The sequence below is a fragment of the Psychromicrobium lacuslunae genome, from assembly GCF_000950575.1.
Taxonomy (GTDB): domain Bacteria; phylum Actinomycetota; class Actinomycetes; order Actinomycetales; family Micrococcaceae; genus Renibacterium; species Renibacterium lacuslunae.
On sequence record NZ_CP011005.1, the window covers coordinates 478,146 to 501,139 of the forward strand.

21 protein-coding genes are annotated in these 22,994 nt (G+C 59.7%); 19 read left to right on the top strand and 2 right to left on the bottom strand.

All coding sequences use genetic code 11. The features are described from left to right. The first annotated feature begins 54 nt into the window (after window positions 1-54). From UM93_RS02230 to recN, 11 genes are all read left to right on the top strand, one after another. Entirely contained in the window at window positions 55-1,350 is a 1,296-nt protein-coding gene (locus UM93_RS02230) for a bifunctional glycosyltransferase family 2/GtrA family protein (protein ID WP_082056981.1), read from the top strand. Between the two features lies 1 nt (window position 1,351). Then, window positions 1,352-3,253, top strand: coding sequence for a glycosyltransferase family 39 protein (locus UM93_RS02235; RefSeq protein ID WP_045073399.1), 1,902 nt, complete (start codon window positions 1,352-1,354; stop codon window positions 3,251-3,253). Between the two features lie 13 nt (window positions 3,254-3,266). Further along, window positions 3,267-5,378, top strand: coding sequence for an ArnT family glycosyltransferase (locus UM93_RS02240; protein ID WP_082056982.1), 2,112 nt, complete (start codon window positions 3,267-3,269; stop codon window positions 5,376-5,378). A 107-nt stretch (window positions 5,379-5,485) separates the two neighbouring features. Continuing rightward, window positions 5,486-5,965: an SRPBCC family protein gene (locus tag UM93_RS02245; RefSeq protein WP_045073401.1), complete on the top strand. Its 480-nt coding sequence runs from the start codon at window positions 5,486-5,488 to the stop codon at window positions 5,963-5,965. A gap of 190 nt (window positions 5,966-6,155) precedes the next feature. Further along, a complete protein-coding gene (locus UM93_RS16975; RefSeq protein WP_157874073.1) occupies window positions 6,156-6,998 on the top strand; it encodes a hypothetical protein in 843 nt (280 codons plus the stop codon). Beyond that, entirely contained in the window at window positions 6,908-7,663 is a 756-nt protein-coding gene (locus UM93_RS16980; RefSeq protein WP_234399360.1) for a tetratricopeptide repeat protein, read from the top strand. The genes UM93_RS16975 and UM93_RS16980 overlap by 91 nt, the downstream gene beginning before the upstream one ends. Further along, the gene (locus tag UM93_RS02255) at window positions 7,660-8,646 is read left to right on the top strand and encodes an HAD-IIA family hydrolase (RefSeq protein WP_045073404.1); all 987 of its coding nucleotides are present in this window, start codon (window positions 7,660-7,662) and stop codon (window positions 8,644-8,646) included. The genes UM93_RS16980 and UM93_RS02255 overlap by 4 nt, the downstream gene beginning before the upstream one ends. Further along, the gene (locus UM93_RS02260; protein ID WP_052663536.1) at window positions 8,639-8,875 is read left to right on the top strand and encodes a hypothetical protein; all 237 of its coding nucleotides are present in this window, start codon (window positions 8,639-8,641) and stop codon (window positions 8,873-8,875) included. The genes UM93_RS02255 and UM93_RS02260 overlap by 8 nt, the downstream gene beginning before the upstream one ends. Further along, entirely contained in the window at window positions 8,862-9,686 is an 825-nt protein-coding gene (locus UM93_RS02265) for a TlyA family RNA methyltransferase (RefSeq protein WP_082056983.1), read from the top strand. Before UM93_RS02260 ends, UM93_RS02265 begins: the two co-directional genes overlap by 14 nt. Then, on the top strand, window positions 9,683-10,747 hold the full coding sequence (locus UM93_RS02270) for an NAD kinase (protein WP_045073405.1): 1,065 nt from the start codon (window positions 9,683-9,685) through the stop codon (window positions 10,745-10,747). The genes UM93_RS02265 and UM93_RS02270 overlap by 4 nt, the downstream gene beginning before the upstream one ends. Beyond that, window positions 10,744-12,441, top strand: coding sequence for a DNA repair protein RecN (recN, locus tag UM93_RS02275; RefSeq protein WP_045073407.1), 1,698 nt, complete (start codon window positions 10,744-10,746; stop codon window positions 12,439-12,441). The genes UM93_RS02270 and recN overlap by 4 nt, the downstream gene beginning before the upstream one ends. 34 nt (window positions 12,442-12,475) lie before the next feature. On the opposite strand, the gene UM93_RS02280 is transcribed toward recN, so the two are convergent. Beyond that, window positions 12,476-12,949 carry a DUF2867 domain-containing protein gene (locus UM93_RS02280; protein ID WP_045073409.1) on the bottom strand — a complete coding sequence of 158 codons (474 nt, stop codon included), beginning with the start codon at window positions 12,947-12,949 and terminating at the stop codon, window positions 12,476-12,478. A gap of 29 nt (window positions 12,950-12,978) precedes the next feature. Here UM93_RS02280 and UM93_RS02285 point away from each other — a divergent pair, with 29 nt between their 5' ends. The 8 genes from UM93_RS02285 to UM93_RS02320 all read left to right on the top strand — a co-directional run bounded on the left by UM93_RS02285 (window position 12,979) and on the right by UM93_RS02320 (window position 20,626). Next, window positions 12,979-14,706 (top strand): CTP synthase, encoded by a 1,728-nt coding sequence (locus tag UM93_RS02285; RefSeq protein ID WP_045073410.1) that lies wholly within the window; start codon window positions 12,979-12,981, stop codon window positions 14,704-14,706. Between the two features lie 12 nt (window positions 14,707-14,718). Next, window positions 14,719-15,393 carry an NUDIX domain-containing protein gene (locus tag UM93_RS02290; protein ID WP_045073411.1) on the top strand — a complete coding sequence of 225 codons (675 nt, stop codon included), beginning with the start codon at window positions 14,719-14,721 and terminating at the stop codon, window positions 15,391-15,393. Then, entirely contained in the window at window positions 15,390-16,367 is a 978-nt protein-coding gene (gene xerD, locus UM93_RS02295) for a site-specific tyrosine recombinase XerD (protein WP_045073412.1), read from the top strand. Before UM93_RS02290 ends, xerD begins: the two co-directional genes overlap by 4 nt. 23 nt (window positions 16,368-16,390) lie before the next feature. Then, window positions 16,391-17,845: a DUF5129 domain-containing protein gene (locus UM93_RS02300; RefSeq protein WP_045073414.1), complete on the top strand. Its 1,455-nt coding sequence runs from the start codon at window positions 16,391-16,393 to the stop codon at window positions 17,843-17,845. A 93-nt stretch (window positions 17,846-17,938) separates the two neighbouring features. Then, the gene (locus UM93_RS02305) at window positions 17,939-19,174 is read left to right on the top strand and encodes a sensor histidine kinase (RefSeq protein ID WP_052663538.1); all 1,236 of its coding nucleotides are present in this window, start codon (window positions 17,939-17,941) and stop codon (window positions 19,172-19,174) included. After that, entirely contained in the window at window positions 19,171-19,875 is a 705-nt protein-coding gene (locus UM93_RS02310) for a response regulator (protein ID WP_045073416.1), read from the top strand. The genes UM93_RS02305 and UM93_RS02310 overlap by 4 nt, the downstream gene beginning before the upstream one ends. A 26-nt stretch (window positions 19,876-19,901) precedes the next feature. After that, entirely contained in the window at window positions 19,902-20,105 is a 204-nt protein-coding gene (locus UM93_RS02315) for a hypothetical protein (protein WP_045073418.1), read from the top strand. An 8-nt stretch (window positions 20,106-20,113) separates the two neighbouring features. After that, a complete protein-coding gene (locus UM93_RS02320; protein ID WP_045073420.1) occupies window positions 20,114-20,626 on the top strand; it encodes an 8-oxo-dGTP diphosphatase in 513 nt (170 codons plus the stop codon). Here UM93_RS02320 and UM93_RS02325 read toward each other — a convergent pair. Next, a complete protein-coding gene (locus UM93_RS02325) occupies window positions 20,613-22,835 on the bottom strand; it encodes an alpha-galactosidase (protein ID WP_045073421.1) in 2,223 nt (740 codons plus the stop codon). The genes UM93_RS02320 and UM93_RS02325 overlap by 14 nt on opposite strands. Between the last annotated feature and the right edge of the window lie 159 nt (window positions 22,836-22,994).

Genomic DNA, 22,994 nt, shown 5'->3' on the forward strand with positions numbered 1-22,994 from the left:
CTTCCGCAAAGCCTCGATCTAAGCTGGGCTAACAGCTCGGCTCGACAGTGAAGTATGACCATCACAACTTCACCGCAGCGAGCGCAAGTGGAGCAGCAATCCACTTCTCCGGCGTTTCATCAGCCGATCCAGCAAGAACCCCAGATAGCGGTTCTTGACATCACTATTCCGGTCTTTAACGAAGAGCTCGATTTAGCTGCCTGTGTGCAGCGTCTATACGGTCATTTGACCGAGCACTTCCCCTATAGTTTCATGATCACCATTGCCGATAATGCCAGCACGGACGACACCTTGGAGATCGCCGAGCAATTAGCCCGGGAAAATGCGCAGGTGAGAGTTGTTCATCTGGCTGAGAAGGGGCGTGGCAATGCATTGCGAACAGTCTGGGAGGCATCGCTCTCCCCGGTCCTTGCCTATATGGATGTTGATCTTTCCACCGACCTCAACGCCTTAGCTCCCTTGGTGGCGCCGCTGATTTCGGGGCATTCCGACCTGTCTATCGGTAGCAGACTTTCCCGGGGTTCGCGGGTGGTTCGCGGCCCGAAGCGAGAGATCATTTCACGGTGCTACAACTTAATGCTGAGAGGCTTCTTGCAAACCGGTTTTTCCGATGCGCAGTGCGGGTTCAAGGCCATTCGTGCAGACGTGGCCCACCTGTTATTACCGCACACCAGCGATCCGGCTTGGTTCTTCGACACCGAGCTACTGGTATTAGCGGAACGTTGTGGTCTACGGGTCTACGAAGTGCCGGTTGATTGGACCGATGACCCGCTGTCCAAAGTGGATATAGCGGCCACCGCTTGGGCTGATCTGCGGGGCATGGCTCGGATCAGCAGAGAACTGGTGAATGGGCGCATTCCGGTACAGCAATTGCGCGCGGCGGTGGCCCGCGCGCCTCTCCCGGAGGCTGACTCGGTCGCGGCGAAGCGCGGCCTCTTCGGCCAGCTGGTCAGGTTCGGTATTGTCGGCGTTGCTTCCACTGGTCTCTACCTGGTACTTTTCCTGCTCTTCAGGCTGGCGATGGATGCTCAGCTTTCCAATGCGTTCGCACTACTGCTCTCAGCGGTGGTCAATACTGCGGTCAACCGGAGCTTTACCTTCGGACACCGTGGCTCGGGGGCGGTGCGCCATCAGTTTCATGGCTTGCTGGTTTTCGGCATTGGCTGGGCACTTAGCGCCGGTTCGTTATGGGCAGTTCATCAGCTTTCTCAGCCTTCGCTGCTGATCGAGATCTTCGCCGTGGTATTGGCCAATCTGCTTGCCACCTTGGTGAAATTCCTGCTCTTCCGGCTCTGGGTGTTCCGCGAGCGGCCCAGCCAAGAAACCTCCACGACCGCGAAAGAAGCCTGAGATGTCAACAACAGCGATTAACCCACAAACATCGAAACCATTAGATGTTCAGCCGCAGCCAGCCGCTGCTGAGGCCGTCCTGAAACGCGGCAGGAGCGCTGCCAAACGACCGCTTTGGGTCCGCCCCTCAGCAGCTGGGCTATTCCTGGCGACTGCGCTGCTGTACCTGTGGAATTTGACCAGTTCCGGCTACGGGAACAGTTTCTATGCGGCCGCCGTGCAGGCGGGCACTAAAAGTTGGACGGCGTTGCTGTTTGGCTCGCTGGACGCCGGTAACGCCATTACGGTGGATAAGCCACCCGCCTCGCTCTGGTTGCCCGCTTTGCTGGGGCGAGTCTTCGGGTTCTCTTCTTTCACGGTGCTGCTACCGCAAGCCTTAATGGGGGTTGCCGCGGTAGCCCTGCTCTATGCCGCGGTTAAACGGGTGTCCGGGCCTGCAGCAGGGCTGATCGCTGGTGGGGCGCTCGCCGCGACCCCGGTGGCCGCTCTGATGTTCCGGTTCAATAACCCCGATGCCATGCTGACGCTGTGTTTGGTCGCCGCTGGATATGCTGTGCTGCGTTCTATTGCTAAACCCCGTTGGCAGTGGATGGCATTGGCCGGTGCTTTGATTGGTCTGGCCTTCCTGACCAAGATGCTGCAGGGCTTCCTCACCGTTCCGGCCTTAGGCTTGGCATATTTATGGGCGGCTAACACCAGCCTGGGCCGACGAATCGCGCACTTGCTCGTCGCGATTGGCGGCGTCGTGGCGGTTGCCGGCAGCTACTTACTGGTCTTCCAGCTCACCCCAACTAGCGTGCGACCCTATATGGCCGGTTCCGAGAACAATAGTTTTTGGGAGCTCACGCTAGGCTACAACGGCCTCGGGCGGATCTTCGGCGGCCAGGGGAACGGCGGCGGAGGTGGTGGGATGGGTGGCCAAAACACCGGCTTTGGCGGTGCCACTGGACTGTTCAGAATGTTCAGCACAGCCTTTGGCGGCGAGATCTCCTGGTACCTGCCGGCTGCGTTGATCGCCTTGATCGCTGGTTTTTGGTTCAGCAGACGGGCTGCCCGAACCGATGCGGTACGGGCTTCACTGTTGCTGTGGGGCGGCTGGCTGCTGGTCACCGCGGCCACCTTCAGTTTTATGAGCGGCACCATTCATCCCTACTATGCGGTGGCGCTGGCCCCTGCGATTGCAGCACTACTGGGCATCGGGGCGGCCGAATTATGGCGGGGCAGGGCGATGCTTTCGGTGCGAATCGTGCTGGCACTGTTGATCGCTGCATCGGCGATCTGGTCGGTGGTGCTGCTGAGCCGGGACGCGAACTGGTTGCCCTGGCTGAAGTATCTGATCATTTTCTTCGGTGTGCTCGCCGCCGTTGGGGTACTGCTGGGTGCGGATCGGTGGCGAATTGCCGGGCTGAAGTTCGGTGCCTCGGCCCTCATTATCGTCTCCGTTTTTGCGGTAGGGCTCGGCGGTGCCGCCTGGACTGTGGCCACAGCAGCCCAAGGGCACACCGGCTCAATCCCCACCTCAGGTCCCAGTTCTTCGGGGATGGGTGGTTTTGGTGGCGGCATGGCAACTAGCTCCTCCACTGCACTAAGCCAGTTATTGGCGAAGACCGATACTAAGTGGTCAGCTATCACCTCTGGGGCGTCCAGTGCTGCCGAGCTCGAATTGGCCTCTGGTACTTCAGTAATCGCCCTAGGCGGCTGGAACGGCGGGGACCCTTACCCCAGCTTGGAACAATTTAAGACCATGGTGGCCAACGGTGAGGTCAGCTACTTCATTGTGGGCGGCCAGGGTGGTTTTGGTGGCGGTCCAGGCGGCGGGAACTCGGCGATTGCCAGTTGGGTGGCCGAAAACTTCAGTTCAAGCACGGTGGGAAACAGCACCGTCTATGCGCTGAGCAAGTGAACGGGAAAACGATATGACAGCAACAGAGACTCCGCTAAGCCTAGGCAGTTCGACGAGTCGAAGAGCCACCAGGAGTTCTGCCGAACAACAATCGCCGCCGGGCAAACCTGAGCACGGTAAGGGGGATCGCGGTAACGGCCCTCGAGCATCTGCCGCAGCCGAGAGGAACCCCCGGGAAAGCTGGCGTCAGCGCAGCGGTATCGTCGTGTTGCTGCTGGCAACCGCAGTGCTCTATCTATGGAACCTCAGTGCTTCTGGCTGGGCTAATGCTTTCTATTCGGCTGCGGCTCAGGCTGGTTCGGCGAACTTTGAAGCGTTTATTTTCGGTTCATCCGATGCCGCTAACGCCATCACCGTCGACAAGCCGCCGGCTTCGTTGTGGTTTATGGCGCTTTCGGTGAAGCTTTTCGGCCTGAATTCGTGGAGCATTCTGGTACCAGAAGTCCTCATGGGGGTGGCTTCCGTTGGTGTGCTCTATCTTGCGGTCAAGCGCGTCAGTAGCCGTGGTGCGGGGCTGCTCGCCGGAGCGGTATTGGCGCTCACCCCGGCAGCGGTGTTGATGTTCCGTTACAACAACCCGGACGCTTTGCTGGTTTTGCTGATCACGCTGGCCGCTTACACCACGGTGCGTGCGGTGCAATCGGGCGCCTGGAAATGGGCAATCCTGACCGGTTTGCTGATCGGATTCGGTTTTTTGACCAAGCAATTGCAAGTCCTGTTGGTGGTGCCTGGCCTTGGCCTGGCTTACCTGCTCTATGCCCCGGTTTCCTGGCTGAAACGTGCTGTGCAGCTGCTCAGCATGGCTGCCGCCGCGGTGCTTGCTGCAGGCTGGTGGGTGGCTTTGGTAGAACTCACCCCGGCGAGTATGAGGCCTTATATTGGGGGCTCACAAAGCAACTCGATTCTTGAACTGACCTTTGGCTACAACGGTTTGGGGCGGATCGACGGTAACCAGGTTGGCAGCGTCGGCGGCGGTAACGGTTGGGGGCAAACCGGGCTTGGTCGACTTTTTAGCTCCAGTTTCGGTGGCCAGATATCCTGGCTGCTTCCCGCCGCCTTGATTTTGCTGCTCAGTAGCGTGGTGATGCTGTGGCGGAGCAGAGCTGAGGGTTTGAGCGCATTGCTCGGTTCCCCGCGACCGGCTGCGGAGCGGCCCGCAGAAACTGATGTTGGAAAGTTCGGCTATCACTGGCAGCGCGAAGCCAGTGCCTCCTGGCGAGGATGGAAGGCATCATTCGTTATCTGGGGCGGCTGGTTGCTGGTCACTGGGCTGACATTCAGCCTGATGGCGGGCATCATTCACGAATACTATTCGGTGGCGCTGGCACCCGCGATTGCTGCGCTGATCGGACTGGGTGGTGCTTTGTTCTGGCAGCGGCGGGAACAACCGCTCAGCGCAATCCTCTTGGCGACGACGTCGTTCGCCACCGGAATCTGGAGCTGGATCCTGCTCAGCCGGGTTTCTGGATTTCTGCCCTGGCTGAAGTGGCTAGTGCTGCTACTGACTGTGCTGGCCGGAGTGGGGCTAATTCTCAATGCCTTCCTGCCCGAGCTGTGGCGTAAGGCAGTGCTTGTCACGGCGATCGTCGCCGCGCTACTCGGCCCAGCCTCCTTCAGCTTGGCCACAGTGGGCTCCGGACACAGCGGGGCCATCGTCACCGCCGGCCCCTCAGCGGGCGGCCCAGCCGGGAGTTTCGGTGGCGGTCAGCCGTTATCGAACGGGCGCAGCCCCGCTGGCGGCGGTGGCGCTGGTATGGGCGGTATGGGTGGGCTGCTCAACTCCAGCACGCCGAGCACCGAGCTGCTGGCCCTGCTGAAGGCCGACGCTTCAAGCTATACCTGGGCGGCCGCCGTGGTTGGCTCGAACAATGCTGCTGGCTACCAACTCGCCAGCGAGTTACCGGTGATGGCAGTGGGCGGTTTCAATGGCACCGACCCGGCACCAACTCTTGAGCAGTTCAAGCTCTTGGTCGCGGCCGGGGAGATTCACTATTTCATTGGCGGCAGCATTGCCGGTGCTAGTTCTTCCGGGAGCAACGACGCCAGCGAAATCAATAACTGGGTGGCGCAGAATTATCAGGCGACCACAGTGGGTAGCGTCACGCTCTACGACCTCAGTCGCTAACCCCCACCGAGTTCGGAGATCTGCACGTTCTCAGATCGCTATACCGTGCAGATCTCCGAAGTCGGCGAGGAGAAGGGGTCGGATGGAACGGGGATAGGCTTGAGCTTATGGATGAATTGTTCTCAGACCGCGCGCCGCAGCAAAGCAGCTCGCCGCCGAATCTGGGCGCGAGGGAAGCCGAGGTGAGGGTTCCAGCGGATCAGGAACAGGCTTTTGAAGGCTTTACCGAGCTGATTCATCTCTGGTGGCCGCTGGCCGAGTACAGCGCGTTCGGAGCGGAATCGCATCTCGGTTTTGAAGGACAATCGTTGGTCGAGGAGGCGCTTGACGGCAGGCAATACCTGTGGGCAACGGTGCGGGACTGGCAACCAGCCGCAGCTCTTCGCCTAGAGTTTTACCTGGGCGACGACCCAGCAACCCCAACCCGACTTTCGGTGAGTTTCGAAGCCGCCGAAAAGGGCACCTTGGTCCGGCTGATTCATGACGGTTGGGCGACTGGTGCCCGCGGCGCGGCGCAATACCAAAAGTATTCAGAATGGCCGCTCATCCTTGGCCGCTATGCGCGATTCATGGGCGGGGTGGGCTGAAGCAGAGCGGAAGCTTTACTTTTCGGCGAGGCGCTGCCAGATGTGCAGTACTGCTGAGTCGACTAGAATATAGCTCTAAACAATGATCAATAGGGGAGAGCGGTGCTTGGAGCTGCTCACGGGTGAGGAGTACTAATGGCTGAATACGGTAGCAACGACCGGAGCCGTGGATCTCGTGAGGGCGGTTCCCGTGGACGGCACGGAGATGGCAGTCCTGCCCGATCAAGCAATGCTGCGCCCCGCAAAGATTCCCGTTCCGATGCGCCGCGACGTGCCCCCCGCGATGGTGAGTACCGTGGCGGTGCTAGATCCGAACGCTCCGGCAGCGAGCGGAACCGGGATGGCTGGTCGAGAAGCGAACAACCGCGCGAAGGTCAAGCCCGAGGTGGCCAAGCCCGTGATGGTCAAGCCCGAGGCAGCCAATCTCGTGATGGCCAGCGCCGCGATCAGTATTCCAAAGACGGGCAATCCACTAACCGACGCTACGGTAATGATTCATCGCGATTTGAAGGGGGCGACCGATCTGATCGACCAAGTTCAGATCGACGTTCAGATCGACGCTCGGACGCTTCGCGCCAGGACCGATCCTCCGGCCAGCGGTGGGAGTCTCGGGGCGGAAGATCGAGCGAGAGCGACCGCGCTGAACGGCCCGACGGTGATCGTTTTGCTCGCAACGCCCGCTCGGATCGACCTTTCAATGGCGAACGCCGGGCCCCGTGGAAAGACCGTCAAGACCGTCAAGACCGGCCTGATCGTCAAGACCACTCACATCGTGGCGACCGTGGCGACAAAACCGGCCGGGGCAGTGAACGGCGGTTCAATAAGGACCGCGACAAGGACCGCGATGCGAATGGCTACCGGCGGTTCGCCTCGGCCAATGATCGCGGATCGGAGCACAATCCTCGCGCAGAGCAAAGGGACCGGTCCGAGGCCCCAGCGAAGGTGCACAATCCGCGTGACTTGCGCAGCGCCAATCGTCCCGAGCGGGAGCGCTCGCCAGATATCGAAGAGGGCGTTACCGGTGCGGAGCTAGACAAGGTCACCAGGGCGCAGCTGCGCACCTTGGAAACTCGCAATGGTGAGTGGGTGGCCAAGCATCTGGTGATGGCAGGCCGACTGATTGACGACGATCCAGAGCTCGCTTTCCAGCACGCGCTCGCCGCCAGCCGACGTGGCGGCAGGTTGGCCGCGGTCCGCGAGGCCGTCGGACTGACCGCTTACGCTGCGGGTCACTACGGTGAGGCGCTACGAGAATTCCGCACCTTCCGGCGGATCTCCGGCTCCAATGTGCATCTGCCGCTGATGGCGGATAGCGAACGTGGCCTGGGGCGTCCGGATCGGGCACTTGATATTGCCCGTGGCGAGGAGGTCGCCGAGCTGGATGTGGCCGGTCAAGTGGAACTTGCCATGGTGGTCTCCGGGGCCCGGGCCGATTTAGGTCAGCAGGACGCCGCTTTGGCTGCCTTGGAGATCCCTCAACTGGATAAGAACCGAGCGTTCTCCTACTCGCCGCGACTCTTCCGTGCTTATGCGGATGCCCTTGAAGCCGTCGGGCGTGCCGAGGAAGCCAGTTCTTGGCGGCGTCAGGCAGCACTTGCCGATCATGCCTTGAGCGGTGATGAGGAGCCCGAGATCATTGATCTCGATGAGGATGGAGACGGAGACGGAGAAACCGACTCGGCGGCACCTGAACAGTGACCCAGAGCCTGATTAGCGGCTTTGACGCGCTGCTCAGCGATCTGGACGGCGTGATTTACGCCGGGCCGGAGGCGATTCCGGGTGCAGTTGAGACCCTGCAACGGCTGCGACAAGATGGGCTAGCGCTCGGGTACATCACCAATAACGCTTCCCGGACAGCTGAGCAGGTGGCCGAGCATCTGCGGCAACTAGGTGCGCCAGCCAACGCTGCAGAGGTGTTCGGCTCGGCCCAGGCCGGTGCTGCGCTGCTTGCCGAAAAAGTGCCCCGCGGCGCTAAAGTTCTAGTCACCGGGAGCCAAGCTCTGGCGGCTGAAGTGGAAAGCCACGGGCTGCAACTGGTTGGTAGCGCCGAGGAACAGCCGGATGCGGTGATTCAAGGTTTTGACCCCAATCTGGGCTGGGCCGACTTGGCCGAGGCAGCCTACGCCATTAACGCCGGTGCGCTCTGGGTGGCCACCAACACTGATCTCACCATCCCACAGTCCCGCGGCGTTGCCCCCGGCAATGGTTCTCTGGTCGACGCGGTGAGCAACGCCACCGGCACCCGGCCGTCGGTGGCAGGCAAGCCGCAGCCCACCATGTTCCGGCTGGCTGCGGAGCGGCTCGGTGCACAACGGCCCTTGGTGGTGGGGGATCGCTTAGACACCGATATTCTGGGCGGCAACCGGGCACAGATGGCAACCGCGCTGGTGCTGACCGGCATCGATTCTGCCTGGCATGCCTTGACCGCGGTGAGCGCTGAGCGGCCTAATTTCCTGCTTGGCGAACTGGCTGAACTAGGCCGGGTTTATCCCTTGGTTGATCGGGACGGAACTGGCTGGCGCTGCCGCGCTGCGGAGGCGAGCGTCGCTGACGATAGAATCACCATCTCCGCGCCGGAAGGTGATCTGGACGGTTGGCGAGCGGCTTGCGCTGCTTGGTGGTTCGAGCATCCCGAGACCGAGCAAACCACCGCGCCAAGGCTAAACTGGCAGCATGGCTGATACCGAAGAATTCAAGGCACCGAGTGGCCAGAGTTCCTTGCTCAATTCAGAACCGGCGAATTGGCCTGAGGCGGTCACCGCGACCGGGGACTCAGCAGTGGATCAGGTGCTCGGCGGTCTTGACGAATTGCCTGAAACGCCAATTGACGAGCATCCCGCCAGCTATCAGCGGTTGCACGATGAATTGCTTGCCGAACTCGAGTCCGGCCCGGGTAATGCCACGACTTGATCAGGAGCTAGTCAGCCGCGGCTTGGCCCGGTCCCGGACCCAAGCCGCCAAGTTGATCGCCGAGGGTGCTGTACAAATCGGCGCCGTGAAAGCCAGCAAAGCATCCCAGCAGATCGCGGCAGAGCAGCACGTTGAAGTCACTGCGAGCCTATCGAATCGGTACGTCTCTAGGGCAGCCTACAAACTGCTTGGGGCACTGAGCTGCTTCCCCGAGGTGACAGTGCCGGGCAAAACTTGTCTCGACGCCGGTGCATCTACCGGCGGCTTCACCCAGGTACTTTTAGAGGCAGGAGCTGCCAGCGTCTTCGCGGTTGACGTGGGACATCAGCAACTGGTCCCGGAACTTCGGGATGATCCTCGGGTGAAGGTTTTCGAGGGCCTCAATGTGCGGGATCTTCAGGTATCCCAGCTCGGCAGCCAAGCTGAGCTGACGGTAGCCGATCTGTCATTCATCTCACTGAAACTGGTGATTGATGCCTTGGCAGCAGCAACCGCTCCGGGCGGTGATTTGTTGCTGATGGTCAAGCCACAGTTCGAAGTCGGCAAAGAACGGTTGGCTAAGACCGGGGTGGTTTCCGCGGCGGCGGAGCGTCGTCGAGCGGTTAGCGGGGTGGCCGAGTCGGCGGTTGCCGCTGGGCTCGCGCTGCGTGGCTTGGCAACTAGTCCGCTTCCCGGCCAGGATGGGAACGTTGAGTACTTTCTTTGGCTGAGCCGAATAATGCCGCAGCAGTCTAAGCTCGGAGTGCAGCAGTTCTTAGCGCAACATTGGCCTGCTGAAGGATCGCCGAAGCAAGCGGAAGGAACGGAATGAGTCTTGAACGTCGAGTGCTGATCCTTGCCCATACCGGCAGGGAAGATTCGATGATCGCCGCCCTGCAGGTCTGTGAACAATTGCAGGCAGCCGGACTGCGCGCGGTGATGACCGCTGAGGACATCACCGACATCCTGACCCACTTCGGCCCGCTACAGGTACCGGCTCAGACCTTGGGACAGGGCGTGGAGCTTGCCCAGTTGGAGCTAGTGATGGTGCTCGGCGGGGACGGTACCATCTTGCGAGCGGCCGAATTAGTGCACGGTCTCGACGTGCCGCTGCTCGGTGTCAACCTGGGACATGTTGGTTTCTTAGCCGAGAGTGAGCGTGCCGATCTAGCTCAGACAGTTGACTGGGTGGTGAAGAAAACCTACACCGTGGAAGAGCGGATGACGATTGATGTCACGCTCTGGGTGGCCGGTGAAAAGGCAGCGCATACTTGGGCTCTCAATGAGGTTTCGGTGGAAAAAAGTGACCGAGAGCGGATGCTGGAGGTGGTCACCGAGGTCGACGGCAGGCCGCTCAGTGCTTTCGGCTGTGACGGCGTCGTGATGGCAACGCCGACCGGTTCCACTGCTTACGCCTTTTCGGCGGGCGGGCCGGTTGTCTGGCCGGGCGTCGATGCCATGTTAATGGTGCCGATCAGTGCCCACGCGCTGTTTGCTAAACCTTTGGTGGTTTCGCCGCAGTCTCGGCTTGCCGTTGAAGTCCTGGAGCGCAATGGTGCGCACGGGGTGATGTGGTGTGACGGCAGGCGCTCCTGGCCGCTGCCGCCGGGGTCGCGCATCGAAGTGACTCGTTCAAACATTCCAGTTCGGCTGGCACGCACCTCTGATGTGCCGTTCTCGGCGCGCCTGGTACGCAAATTCCAATTGCCCATCCAGGGCTGGCGGGGACCAGTGCCCGAAGCTGAGCGGGCCGGTACCAAGCCGATTCCGGTGGTCCGGGCGAAGCGGCGGATGCCGTTTAACCCTGGTGCGCAAGCAGCCGAGACGACAGAGATGTCAGCACGATCGGAAACGAGTGGTGATCTGGGCTCAGAGGGGGAGGCCACTCAGTGATTGAAGAAATCCGAATCAGGGATCTCGGCGTGATAGCCGAGGCGACGCTGCCTTTGGAACCCGGCTTTAACGTGGTCACCGGTGAGACCGGGGCGGGTAAAACCATGGTGGTAACCGCTGTCGGTCTGCTGTTGGGTGCCCGTTCCGACGCTGGTGCAGTGCGTCTGAGCGCAAAGGCCGCTGCCGCTGAAGCAACTGTGCAGCTCTCCAATGAACATTCGGTGCTGCAACAGGTTGCGGACGCAGGAGGTGAAATCGAAAGCTTCCAAGGGGGCGCTGAACTCCTGCTCACTCGTACGGTTGCGGCTGATGGCCGTAGCCGGGCGATAGTAGGGGGCCGAACGGCTCCGATCGCGGTGCTCGCCGAAATCGGTCAGCAATTAGTAGTGGTGCATGGTCAGTCCGATCAGATCAGATTGAAGAGCGCGGCTGCGCAGCGCGAGGCATTGGACTCCTTTGCCGGACCGAAATTCGCGGTAGCCCTGGAAGAGTACCAAAACCGTTACCAGCGTTGGCGCCAAGCGCAGCAGGAACTCGAGCATTTGCGCAGCCAGGGCCGAGAACGGGCAGCGCAAGCCGCCGAGCTCAGCACGGCGCTCGCGGAGATCGATCAGGTTGACCCGCAGCCTAATGAAGACGAAGATCTCAAGGTCGAGGCGATTAAATTATCGAATGTTGAGTCGCTCCGCTTGGCGGCCGGGCAAGCGCAAGAAGCATTGATCGCCAGTGAATACGGCGACGACGTCGATGCCAGTAGCTTGGTGGACTCCGCGAAGCGCGCTCTGGAGCAGGTTGCCGAACACGATGAAAGTCTGGCGGCGGTAGCGGCCCGGGTAGCCGAGTTGGGGTATCTGATCGCTGATGCGGCTGCTGAACTGTCTAGTTATCTCTCGACTTTGGATGCCGACGCTCCAGGGCGGTTGGCAGCCATTGAGGACCGTCGGGGTGAACTCGGGGCCCTGACCCGGAAGTACGCGCCGAGTATCGATGAAGTGTTGCAGTGGGCGGCTGCTTCACGGGCCCGGCTGGATGAATTGCAGGATGATTCGAGTCGAATCGAGGAGCTGCAGGCCGAGGTTGAGGCGGCAGATGCCGAGTTGAGCGTGCTGAGCAATGAACTGACTCAGCAACGTCGAAGTGCTGCGGTTGAGTTATCGACCCGGGTGACCAAGGAATTGGCTGCCCTGGCAATGGCTGAGGCGAAATTGCAGATCGAGGTGACCGATGCCGCGCGCGGCCCACAGGGTGCCGATGAAATTGCCTTCCTCCTGCAACCACACCCCGGTTCCCCGGCCAGGCCGGTCGGTAAGGGGGCATCCGGTGGCGAGCTCTCCAGGGTGATGCTCGCGATCGAAGTGGTATTGGCCGCCGTGGATCCGGTGCCGACCTTCGTCTTCGATGAGGTCGACGCTGGCGTCGGCGGTAAGGCAGCAGTGGAAATCGGTCGTAGATTGGCCATGCTGGCGAAGCACGTCCAAGTCCTGGTAGTGACTCATCTGCCTCAGGTAGCAGCTTTCGCCGATAATCACATCAGGGTGCTCAAAACATCGGAAGGTGGCTTCACTTCTTCCGATGTGCGGGCGCTGGGTGATGCCGAGCGAGTCCGCGAGCTGGCCCGGATGCTGGCCGGCCAAGAAGATTCGGCGAATGCTCAAGCGCACGCCCAGGAACTGCTGGACGAGGCACGAGGTTAATCGGGTCCCAGTTCGGCAGCTGAGATAGGACGGCTCAGCTCAGCCGCGAAAGTTCACGGACGGTGCGGACCATCATGGCGTGCACCACGAGCGGATGGAATACTCGTACCGGCAAGAAGTACAACCTACCTCGCCAGTTCTGAAAAGCCACTGCCGTAGTGGTCCGCAATAACAAGCGTTCCGCGTCGAAGGCGACACCGCAACGAAAGTTCAGATGTGAGTCGTCGGCTATGATCAACGCTTCTTCGCCGTACACCTTGATCCGATCGAAGACAGTGCGCGGTGCGCGTTTGATTCCGATCAGTCCGACCAGCATTTGTCGTAAGCTCATGAGCGTTACCACCCAACGAGGCATCGTCTGCGCCGAAAACATGGTGCGTGCCCAGACTTCCGGATCTGTGACCTTGCTCGCGGCCGAATTCGATGAAACCGGCACCATAATCACGTCGGCGTAGTCAGGACGTGGCATATCGGCCAATGCGCTCGAGCTAAAACGGGGTTGCTCCATGCGTGTCAGTCTAGTCAAGTCGTAAATCGATGATAGGCTTGAATTCCGTGGTGCAGCGATCATTCTCCCGGTTCTCAAGTCCCTCCAGCAACTCTTCGGCGGCTCTTACCCGCCATATTTTCGTCACTGGAGGCGTGGCTTCTTCCCTCGGCAAAGGCCTGACCGCCTCCAGCCTGGGACATCTCCTGCGAGCTCGTGGTCTGTCAGTGACCATGCAGAAACTCGACCCTTATCTCAATGTCGATCCCGGCACCATGAACCCTTTCCAGCATGGCGAGGTTTTTGTCACCGATGACGGTGCGGAGACCGATCTGGACATTGGGCACTATGAGCGGTTCCTCGATGAAAACCTCGAAGGCTCGGCCAATGTCACCACTGGTCAGGTGTACTCCACGGTGATCGCTAAAGAGCGTCGCGGTGAGTACTTGGGTGATACCGTCCAGGTCATCCCGCATATCACCGACGAGATCAAGCGCCGGATGCGGTTGCCCGCCACTGAGCATCCAAGTAAGGCTCCGGACATTATTATCACCGAGATCGGTGGCACGGTCGGAGATATTGAATCGCAGCCCTTCCTGGAGGCCGCCCGCCAAGTTCGTCAGGACATCGGTCGTGCCAATGTTTTCTTCCTGCATGTCTCGTTGGTGCCGTATATCGGTCCTTCTCAGGAGCTGAAGACCAAGCCCACTCAGCACTCGGTGGCGGCGCTGCGTTCCATCGGTATTCAACCGGATGCCATCGTGATTCGCTCGGATCGCGAAGTGCCGGACGCGATGCGAGCCAAAATCGGCCGGATGTGCGATGTGGATACTGATGCGGTGATCAATGCCGCCGATGCACCAAGCATTTACGACATCCCCAAGACGCTGCACAGCCAAGGCCTTGACGCCTATATTGTGCGGGCCCTTGACTTGCCCTTCACCGATGTGGACTGGAGCACCTGGGATAAATTGCTCGACGCTGTGCACAACCCCTCCCACGAGGTTGAGGTGGCCCTAGTCGGCAAGTACATTGATCTGCCCGATGCTTATCTTTCGGTCACCGAGGCACTGCGTGCTGGCGGCTTCGCCAATAGCGCCAAGGTCGCGATCCGTTGGGTGCCTTCCGATTTGTGCTCCACTCCCGAAGGCGCCGCCAAAGCGCTCGACGGGGTTGACGCTATCTGCGTGCCTGGTGGCTTTGGGATTCGCGGCTTGGAAGGCAAGCTCGGTGCCTTGAGATTTGCTCGGGAGAACCAGCTGCCCGCGCTTGGCTTGTGCCTAGGTTTGCAGTGCATGGTGATTGAATACTCCCGCAATGTGCTCGGACTGGAAGGCGCTTCTTCCTCAGAGTTCGAACCGGACGCGCCGCATCACGTGATCGCCACCATGGAAGAACAGCTTGAGATTGTTGATGGCAAAGGCGACCTAGGTGGCACCATGCGGCTAGGACTCTACGAGGCTAAGTTGCTGGAGGGGTCCGTGGTCGCTGAGACTTATGGCGCCAATACTGCGAGCGAACGGCATCGGCACCGCTACGAAGTCAATAATAAATACCGACCCCAGCTCGCCGAGGCTGGCTTGGTCTTCTCCGGGACTTCTCCGGACGGCAAACTGGTGGAATACGTCGAATTGCCGCGTGAGGTGCATCCTTACTATGTTGCGACCCAGGCACACCCCGAACTCTCTTCACGTCCCACCCGACCCAATGCGCTCTTTATCGGCCTGGTCAAGGCGGCCTTGGTGCGGCAGAGCGAAACCCGGCTGCTGGAAGTCTGAGCGGACCAGCTGATGAGCGTCAAGGATGAGCCTGATTTCCGCAAGGTGGTCAGCCGTGAGACGGCTTTTCACGGCCGGATTTGGGACGTGCTGCGGGACACCTTTGAACTCTCGCCGGGCAGCGAGCAGCTGACCCGTGAGTACATCGATCACCCCGGCGCAGTTGCCGTGGTGGTGCTTGACGAGGAACACAATGTGCTGCTGCTACGCCAGTATCGGCACCCGGTACGGGCTTCGCAATGGGAGATCCCGGCCGGACTGCTCGATATTGAGGGTGAGGACTTCCACATCGCGGCCGCCCGCGAACTAGCCGAGGAGGCGGATCTGGTCGCCAGCGACTGGAAGGTTTTGCTGGATGTGAACAATTCGGCTGGATCATCGGCCGAAGCGGTCCGGATCTACCTGGCACGTGGCATCTCCGCGGTTCCTGAAGCCGAGCGTCATCAGCGCACCGCCGAGGAAGCAGAAATTACCTTACGCTGGGTCCCGCTGACCGAAGCCGTCACAGCCGCGCTCAGTGGCGACTTGCATTCTTTTAGCGCGATTAGCGGGGTGTTGGCGGCTGCCGCTGTGCAGCGCCAGGGCTTCGAACAGCTTCGTCCGGCCGATGCTCCCTGGCCAGAACATCCCAGCTGCTTCCCAGCCTCAGCGGTTAGCGGCGATTCCGGCTCTCAGAAGACTTCATGACGGCAGCGGTTCCGGAGCAAACGGTACCGGAGCTGCCCGGGCCATTGCGCCGTGCGCTGCGCGATTATCTGCAGCATCTAGCTGTGGAGCGTGGCCTTGCTGCCAATACCATGTCGGCTTATCGCCGAGATTTGCAGCGCTACCTGAACTTCCTGGTGGGCCAAGGCCTCGGTGCGCCAGCTGAGGTGACGGCCAAACATGTCACCGCCTTTGCGCAGGCAATTGCCACCGGCACCGACGGGCTGAGCGTGCTTGGCGTCCGGTCGGCCGCTCGTACCATTGTCGCGGTCCGTGGTTTGCATAAATTTTGGGCGCTGGAAGGCATCAGCCCCTCCGATCCGGCGAGTGATGTGCATCCTCCAATGCCGGGTCGCCGCTTGCCGAAAGCGATTAGCGTGGCCGAGGTGAGCAGCATTTTGGAAGCTGCGGGTGATGACACCGCCACCGGCTTGCGAGACCGCGCGCTACTAGAATTTTTGTACTCCACCGGCGCCAGAATCTCTGAAGCCATCGGCCTGGACGTGGACGATGTGCTCGGGGCCTCGGCGGAGGATCCGGAGGGCGCGGTGGTTCGGCTTTTCGGTAAAGGTTCCAAGGAGCGGGTAGTGCCGCTCGGTTCGTATGCGGCGCGGGCCGTGGACGCCTACCTGGTGCGTGGTCGTCCACTGCTTTCCTCAAAAGGTAAGGCGACGCCCGCCCTGTTTCTCAACGCCCGTGGCGGTAGGCTGAGTCGACAAAGTGCCTGGACGATCTTGAAAGTGGCCGCCGAAAAAGCCGAAATCACCAAGGATGTCTCGCCGCACACACTGCGGCATTCCTTTGCGACTCATCTTTTAGAGGGCGGCGCCGATGTCCGGGTGGTCCAAGAACTGCTAGGTCATGCTTCGGTGACCACGACCCAGGTGTATACCCTAGTGACTGTAGATACTCTGCGCGAGGTTTATGCGGCTGCCCATCCGCGTGCCCTCGGCTGAGCGGGCACTCGGAGGGGACCGGTATGAGAACCGTGAAGAGATTGCTGTCTTTTGTGGCGGCGTTGTTTTTTGCTGGCATGCTCAGCGCACCTGCGGCCTTCGCCGAGGCACCAAGCAAAATCGTGGTGGAGGATACCGCTGGTGTGCTCTATCAACCGCAGCTCCTCGCCGAGCTGCAGAAAATAGATTTCTACCTGCCCACTCAGGTGGTGATCTACACCCGGAATGGCAAGTACTCGGATAATTTGAACGAGGAGCTACTCAAGTTCGCGCGCACCAAGCATCCCGAATGGATAAGTGGCGACGGTCAAAAATGGGCGAACGGTCTCTACATCTTCGTGCTTGATCCAATCGGTCGACAGGTCGGTACCTATTTCGGCGAAGACCGCAAGTTATCCCTTGATGATCAGAAGAACATCCAGGAATCCACCAAAAAAATGCTGCGTGAAGCGCAATGGACGGATGGCGTAGTGCAGGGCGTGAAATCGGCGGCCGAGCTGATTGGCCGGCCCTGGTACCGCTCACCGGGTCTTTATTGGGCTTCCGGCATCATCGGCGGCGGCGGGCTGCTGAGTTTCGGCGGCTGGCAGCTTTACCGGGCCAATAATCGGCAAAAATTCGCCGATCAGTTAGCGCTGGGGACGACGGCCTATACCTCGGTGAGCTTGAACCTGGAAGTGACTGAGCTCGATGCCAGCACCATCCCAGCCTCCTCCAAATATGGTTCAAAGCTATTGGAACGCTGGCAGACTTTCTCCGCTAAGTATCGCGAACTCACCGAGGCTAAGGACCGGCTTGAGTCGATGAGCAAGAAACAACGCTCAAAGAAACCGGCGGTGTCAGCGGCCACCGATTTCGCCAATGCCAGTCAGGAACTGGATGGCCTTGACGATGCCATTGCTGACGCAAATTCGCTGCTCAATCTTTCCTCGAACTGGCGGACTGCTTGGGAATCACAGGTTCGTGACTTTAGTGAGGAACTGGATAGCGTCAAGGGCATGCTGGCGAACTCCCGGACCGCTGGCTCCGAGGAGACCGCCGCTGCGCTGACCGCCCAGGTGACTCAGAGCAAGGAAATGCTTGAACACAGCGGCGCGGGCTTGGCCGACGGATCGGTGACGCCCGACCAAGCTCTCGATTCACTCAAGGACTCCCGCACTTTGTTGGCTAGCTTACTGAGTAACCATGCGGATGCGGTGATCGCGGCGAATACCAAGAGTGATCGAGAAGCCGAACTCATGAGACAAAAACTCCAGGAAGAGGAAAATCGGAACAGGCAGAGCCATCGCTATCCTGGCAGCATTGTGGATACCAGCTACCCGAATATCCCGTTAATCTCAATCATGAGTTTCCAGAGTGGCATTAGCGCCGGCCAGAGCGCAGTGGAGACCAGTAGGACCTCCAGCAGTTCCAGCAGCACCGGCTACGGCAGTAGCGGCGGTAGTTTTTCCGGTTCGGGTAGTTCTTCGCATTTCTGAGCGGTCAACCCGGTGGTTGAATCTCTTGGCTACCGGGCTGAAAATCTCTGAATCATGCGCTCTGAAGCGAGAACACAGCTTAGCCTTGGGAGCATGACTCGCTTCTTGAACTTTGGTAAAACCTGGCTGCCATTACTCGTTGCGGTTTGGTTCTCAGCGGCCTGGTGTATTGCTGAGGCAGGACGTTTTGGCGGAGCGTTTCTCAACTGGTCTGCGGCCTGGCCCTTAGCGCTGATCACCGCCTCCATCGGGATTGCAGTTGTCTTACCTGGAGTCTCGCTGGCCTTGACCGCTTTATTATTGCTGGCTCAGGGAGTCCATATCCTGCCCTCCCCGGAAGAGACGAACTGGGCTGTCTACTTCGGTATTTCCATTGCTCTGGGTTTCATTATCTGGACTGCCAGGGAGCGGCTTCGTTGGATCGCCATTGCAGCCAACGTCCTTTTCATTGCTGCCGGAGCATATCTTTCCGCAATTCGCGGGCATGATTATCCCTACCCGACCGACGCAAATAATGCTTTTATTAGCCGTGTTTTGACTCTGATAGTAGTCTCTGGGCTTGCCGCAGCCATTGGCTTATTACTCGGTCTTTATGAGAGTCGACTGGCGCTTTCTCGTACCCAGGTAATCACTCAAAAAGCCTTACAAAACGCCGAGACTGAGCTCGTCATCCAACAGGAGCGGGGGCGAATCTCACGCGATCTGCACGATGTTCTGGCACATTCTCTAGCGGTTATTGCTGCGCAAGCTGATGGCACTCGATACGCTAATCCGGAACAGCCCACCGAGGTGGGCGCCGCATTGGAGAGCATTGCCGATTCTGCGCGTCGAGCACTAATAGACGCTCAGCTGGTCATAGCAGGAGCGACCGGAGAGACCTCACAGGCACCGCAACCAGGACTCCGAGAACTTTCAGACTTGTTGGATCAAACGGCGAACGGAAACATCAGATTACGCCGACGGGACTCGGGTATGCCTGAAGAACTCGCCGCGAGTCAGCAGGTCGCGGTGTATCGGATAGTGCAAGAGGGTACCGCGAATGCCCTAAAACATGGAGCGGTCGATGGTGAGATCTTGGTGCATTTCGATTGGAAAGAACCGGGTCTAGTACTTCAAATTTCTTCCGAACTTTCCGCCTCGATTCCGGTAGAGAACGGTAGCGGGGGCCGCGGTATACCGGGGATGCAAGAACGCGCCCGGCTCGCAGGTGGTTGGCTATCCAGCCAACGGGACGAGTCCGAAGGCTTGTTTCTGCTCACCGCGTTCATTCCCTATCGCGCTAAGCAACAAGCAGAGTCGCTGCTGACTAACGCCGGGGGAGCAGCATGACGACCGAACTGGATTCGGTGATCCGAGTCATGCTGGTCGACGATCAAGAGCTCTTCCGAGTCGGGATTAGCAAGGTGATCTCCAGCCAACCGGATATGGAAACGGTTGGTGAAGCGGCCGACGGCCTCGAAGCAATCGCCCGGGTATTGGATTACCAGCCCGATGTGGTGTTGATGGATTTGCGGATGCCTCGCCTGGATGGGGTGAGTGCCACCCAACGAATCATGTATCAGGCCAAACTCAGCGGGGCGCAAAAACCGCGAATTATCGCGCTGACCACCTTTAATCGGGATCAGGCCGTGCTCGACGCGGTTCAGGCCGGGGCCAGTGGATTTTTGTTGAAGAGCGCAGAACCGGAATTCTTGCTCTCTGCGATTCGCACGGTGCATTCTGGCTACGCGGTGATTGCACCCAGCACCGTACACGAGTTGTTTCAGCACGCGGCCCGCACCTTGCCAGCTGCCGCACCGGACACGTCGGTTTTGCGGCAACTCTCCAGTCGTGAATGCGAGGTCTTCCTGCTCGCGGCCAAAGCTCTCTCCAATACAGAGATTGCGCAGAGCCTCTTTGTTTCAGAGGCCACCGTTAAATCACATCTGCGCGCCGTGCTGACAAAGCTTGATCTGCAAAACCGAATTCAGCTAGTGGCGTTTGCCTATCAACATCGGCTCCTGGGGCCTGGTGGTCAGCAGATAAACTAACTGGTCGCTTGGCATGAGACTATCTAGTGGTGATATTGAAGCTAGACCAATTATTGTTAGCGGATGTGCCGGCGGTGGCGTTGCAGCCAGCCGGATATACCGGCAGCCCTGCCAACGATGTCGAGCAGAGCTATTTCGTCATCTTCCCGGAGGGTGAAAGCAATCTGACCTTGGAAACTGCCACTCTCCAACTTGACGGCTATCAGCAAGATAAAATCAAAGGCTTCTGAGGTAACAAGTGTCGGCAGCGAAAGTGACTCTGGTGTTTTTACTCCGCTCCGGCGAGGTATTACTTGGTCTGAAGAAAACAGGTTTCGGCACCGGAAAAGTCGTCGGCATCGGCGGTCACCTGGAAACGGGGGAGAGCGCCCGGGACGCCGCGGTGCGGGAGGTGTTCGAGGAAACCTCCGTCAGGGTGCAGAGTGCCGATTTGTACTACCGAGGCAGTGTGCGGTTCCGTTTTCCGGCTATGCCTGACTGGGATATGGACACCGAGGTTTTTAGTGCACTGAATTGGCAGGGCGAGCCTCAAGAAAGCGCGGAGATTGCACCGCGTTGGCACCGGCTCGACGCGCTGCCGTTGACACAGATGTGGCAGGACGCGGAGCACTGGCTGCCTCTCATGCTCAGCTATCCGGAGGGCGAACAAATAACACAACGCTTCATCGTGCGGATGGCCACCGACAACGAAAGCGTCGAATCGGTGCAGACTGAAAGTGAACGGCAAGTCAGTGAAGCTAGAGAGCGCTGAGCTTCAGTAACACAATCTGCTCCGGTGAAGCTTCCGGCAATTGCAGACCCACCTTCTGTAAGGCAGCACCGGAATACTGTGTATCGTCCGAGGCCGCGGCCGATAACTGGGTGAGCCAGTGCGGTGCCACCAAGCCATGTGGCTTATCGCCGGGTGCCAGCAGGCGGACCTGATAACGCGCCTCCGGATCAAGACCAGCAAGCTGGAAACGTCCCCTGGGCGCGAATTCCGAACGGCTCAAATAGGCCAGTTGAAAAAGTCCCTGCCGCTGGTCCGCTGAAACCACACCTCGAATCAGCAGCGAGGGATCGGCATGATCGACTCGAACCACCTTCCCCGAATGCAACAGCGGGCGTTCTTGCTGGTAGAGCCGAATCCAGTCAGCTAATTCGGCCAGTTCCTCGGCGCTCGCCGCATTGAGATCCCACTCAATGCCGAAATGACCGAACAGCGCCGTGCCAGCGCGGAAAGAGAGGTCGTGGCGTCGCCCAGTGGTGTGCGAACGAGTCGAGGCAACGTGGGAACCGATCAGTTCAGGCGGGATGAGCTGACCGGTCCAGCGGTCAATGTGTTGACGTTCCAGCGGATCGATGCAATCCGAAGCCCAGACCCGGTCGGTGCGTTCCAGCACGCCCAGGTCCACCCGGGCGCCACCGGAGGAGCAAGATTCGATTTCCAGTTCCGGGAATCGTGCTTTGAGTTCATCCATCAATCGGTAGGTCGCCAAAGTCTGTTCATGCACACTCGGCACCCCGCTGGGCTGCCGCCCGGCGTCGACCAAATCGCGATTGTGGTCCCATTTGATATAGCTGATCGAGTATTCGGTGAGTAATTCAACCATTCGATCCCTGATGAATTCATAGGCTTCAGGGATGGCCAGATTGAGTACTTGCTGATGTCGAGACTCCACCGGCAAGCGGTCTCCGGTAGCCATCACCCACTCCGGGTGGCGGCGAGCGAGTTCCGAGTCAAGATTGACCATTTCGGGTTCGAACCACAGCCCGAACTCCATCCCGAGTTCACCGACTCGGCCCACCAGCGGAGCTAGGCCATTGGGCCACACCGCCGGATCGACGTACCAATCGCCTAGGCCGGCTCGATCATCACGGCGCCCCAGGAACCAGCCATCATCGAGCACGAAACGTTCCACGCCGATGTGGGCAGCGGTCTCGGCCAGGCCGAGCAGCCGCTCCAGATCGTGGTCGAAATATACCGCCTCCCAAACGTTCAGGGTGGCTGGACGCGGTTTGCTGGCCCGGCCGGGAAGTTCGCGGAGGAACCGATGGAACTTAGCAGCCACCTCATCCAAGCCTTGCCCATAGCTCGCGTAAACCCAGGGGCTCTGGTAACTCTGCCCCTGAGTCAGCCGTACCTCGCCGGGCAACAGTAGTTCGCCCGCACCAAGTAATTGCACACCGTGAAAGGTGCGTTCTGCGTAGTGCCGATGATTACCGGAGAAACCCAGGTGAACCGACCAAACCTCGCCCTGCTGGAAGCAAAAACCCTGTTTTCCCAGGCAAAGCAGAGTCGCAGCATCCGAACCGGTACGACCCTTGCGGCCCTCGCGCAGATGGCTGCCGACAGTCATCCTGCTCCGCTGCGGAACGCGCTCCTTACCCCAGTGTCCGGCAAAGTCCAGTAACTCCTGAGCGGCCAACGGCACCGGGAAAGCAAAATTTAGCTCATCGAGCTGATACGGCTGCGTGGACTGGTTCTGCAATTCGGCGCGGGCTCGGAGCAAACCGGAATCGGTCATTTCTATCTCCAGCCGGAGACCCAGTTGGGCCGCCGGGTCGGAAGCCTGCACGATGAGTCGTTGGCCTTGTAAAACCACTGGGCCTTGAGGCTCGGGGAGTCCCTCGACGGCGTGCCCGTCGAGCTGGAGAGCAGAAACGGTGAACTGTGGGGACCAGGCGGTGCCATCTCGACTACCCGAGAGGCCCGGCCGACCAAGCCAGCCCGCGCTGTGCGCCGGCAATATTGCGACCCGAACCGGCAGATCGACCATATTTGAGACCACCGGGGAAATATTCGCCTCAGCTAGAGCTAATAATTCTTGATCGCTAAGCGCTCCGAGCGCTTCACCCCAATGCACGACTTCAGGGAGCCTGCCTTCGCGGCAGTCAAGCACCAGGGCGACCTGAGCGGCTTGCAGGGAAATGAGCGCGTTCGTGGGGTGCTTCACTGTGTCTTCTTCGGCCCTGATCATTCAGGCAGTTTAGTGACCTTCGGCAGCTCGCGGAAGAGCTGGCCGAAGTGTGACTTCGCTGACTCGGTGCGGCGACCCATTGCGTTTCGCCAGGGAATCAAAGGCGCGCCGCTTGTAACCTTTTTGATGGAGGCGGAAACTCAGACTGTATTCGAATCA

Coding starts and splice junctions, on each gene's coding strand:
- UM93_RS02300 (WP_045073414.1), top strand. CDS start 16,391: ATGAGAACCGTGAAGAGATTGCTGTCTTTTGTGGCGGCGTTGTTTTTT.
- UM93_RS02260 (WP_052663536.1), top strand. CDS start 8,639: ATGGCTGATACCGAAGAATTCAAGGCACCGAGTGGCCAGAGTTCCTTG.
- xerD (WP_045073412.1), top strand. CDS start 15,390: ATGACGGCAGCGGTTCCGGAGCAAACGGTACCGGAGCTGCCCGGGCCA.
- UM93_RS02265 (WP_082056983.1), top strand. CDS start 8,862: ATGCCACGACTTGATCAGGAGCTAGTCAGCCGCGGCTTGGCCCGGTCC.
- UM93_RS02235 (WP_045073399.1), top strand. CDS start 1,352: ATGTCAACAACAGCGATTAACCCACAAACATCGAAACCATTAGATGTT.
- UM93_RS02305 (WP_052663538.1), top strand. CDS start 17,939: ATGACTCGCTTCTTGAACTTTGGTAAAACCTGGCTGCCATTACTCGTT.
- UM93_RS02325 (WP_045073421.1), bottom strand. CDS start 22,835: ATGATCAGGGCCGAAGAAGACACAGTGAAGCACCCCACGAACGCGCTC.
- UM93_RS02240 (WP_082056982.1), top strand. CDS start 3,267: ATGACAGCAACAGAGACTCCGCTAAGCCTAGGCAGTTCGACGAGTCGA.
- UM93_RS02270 (WP_045073405.1), top strand. CDS start 9,683: ATGAGTCTTGAACGTCGAGTGCTGATCCTTGCCCATACCGGCAGGGAA.
- UM93_RS02285 (WP_045073410.1), top strand. CDS start 12,979: ATGATAGGCTTGAATTCCGTGGTGCAGCGATCATTCTCCCGGTTCTCA.
- UM93_RS02245 (WP_045073401.1), top strand. CDS start 5,486: ATGGATGAATTGTTCTCAGACCGCGCGCCGCAGCAAAGCAGCTCGCCG.
- UM93_RS02290 (WP_045073411.1), top strand. CDS start 14,719: ATGAGCGTCAAGGATGAGCCTGATTTCCGCAAGGTGGTCAGCCGTGAG.
- UM93_RS02230 (WP_082056981.1), top strand. CDS start 55: ATGACCATCACAACTTCACCGCAGCGAGCGCAAGTGGAGCAGCAATCC.
- UM93_RS02310 (WP_045073416.1), top strand. CDS start 19,171: ATGACGACCGAACTGGATTCGGTGATCCGAGTCATGCTGGTCGACGAT.
- UM93_RS02280 (WP_045073409.1), bottom strand. CDS start 12,949: ATGGAGCAACCCCGTTTTAGCTCGAGCGCATTGGCCGATATGCCACGT.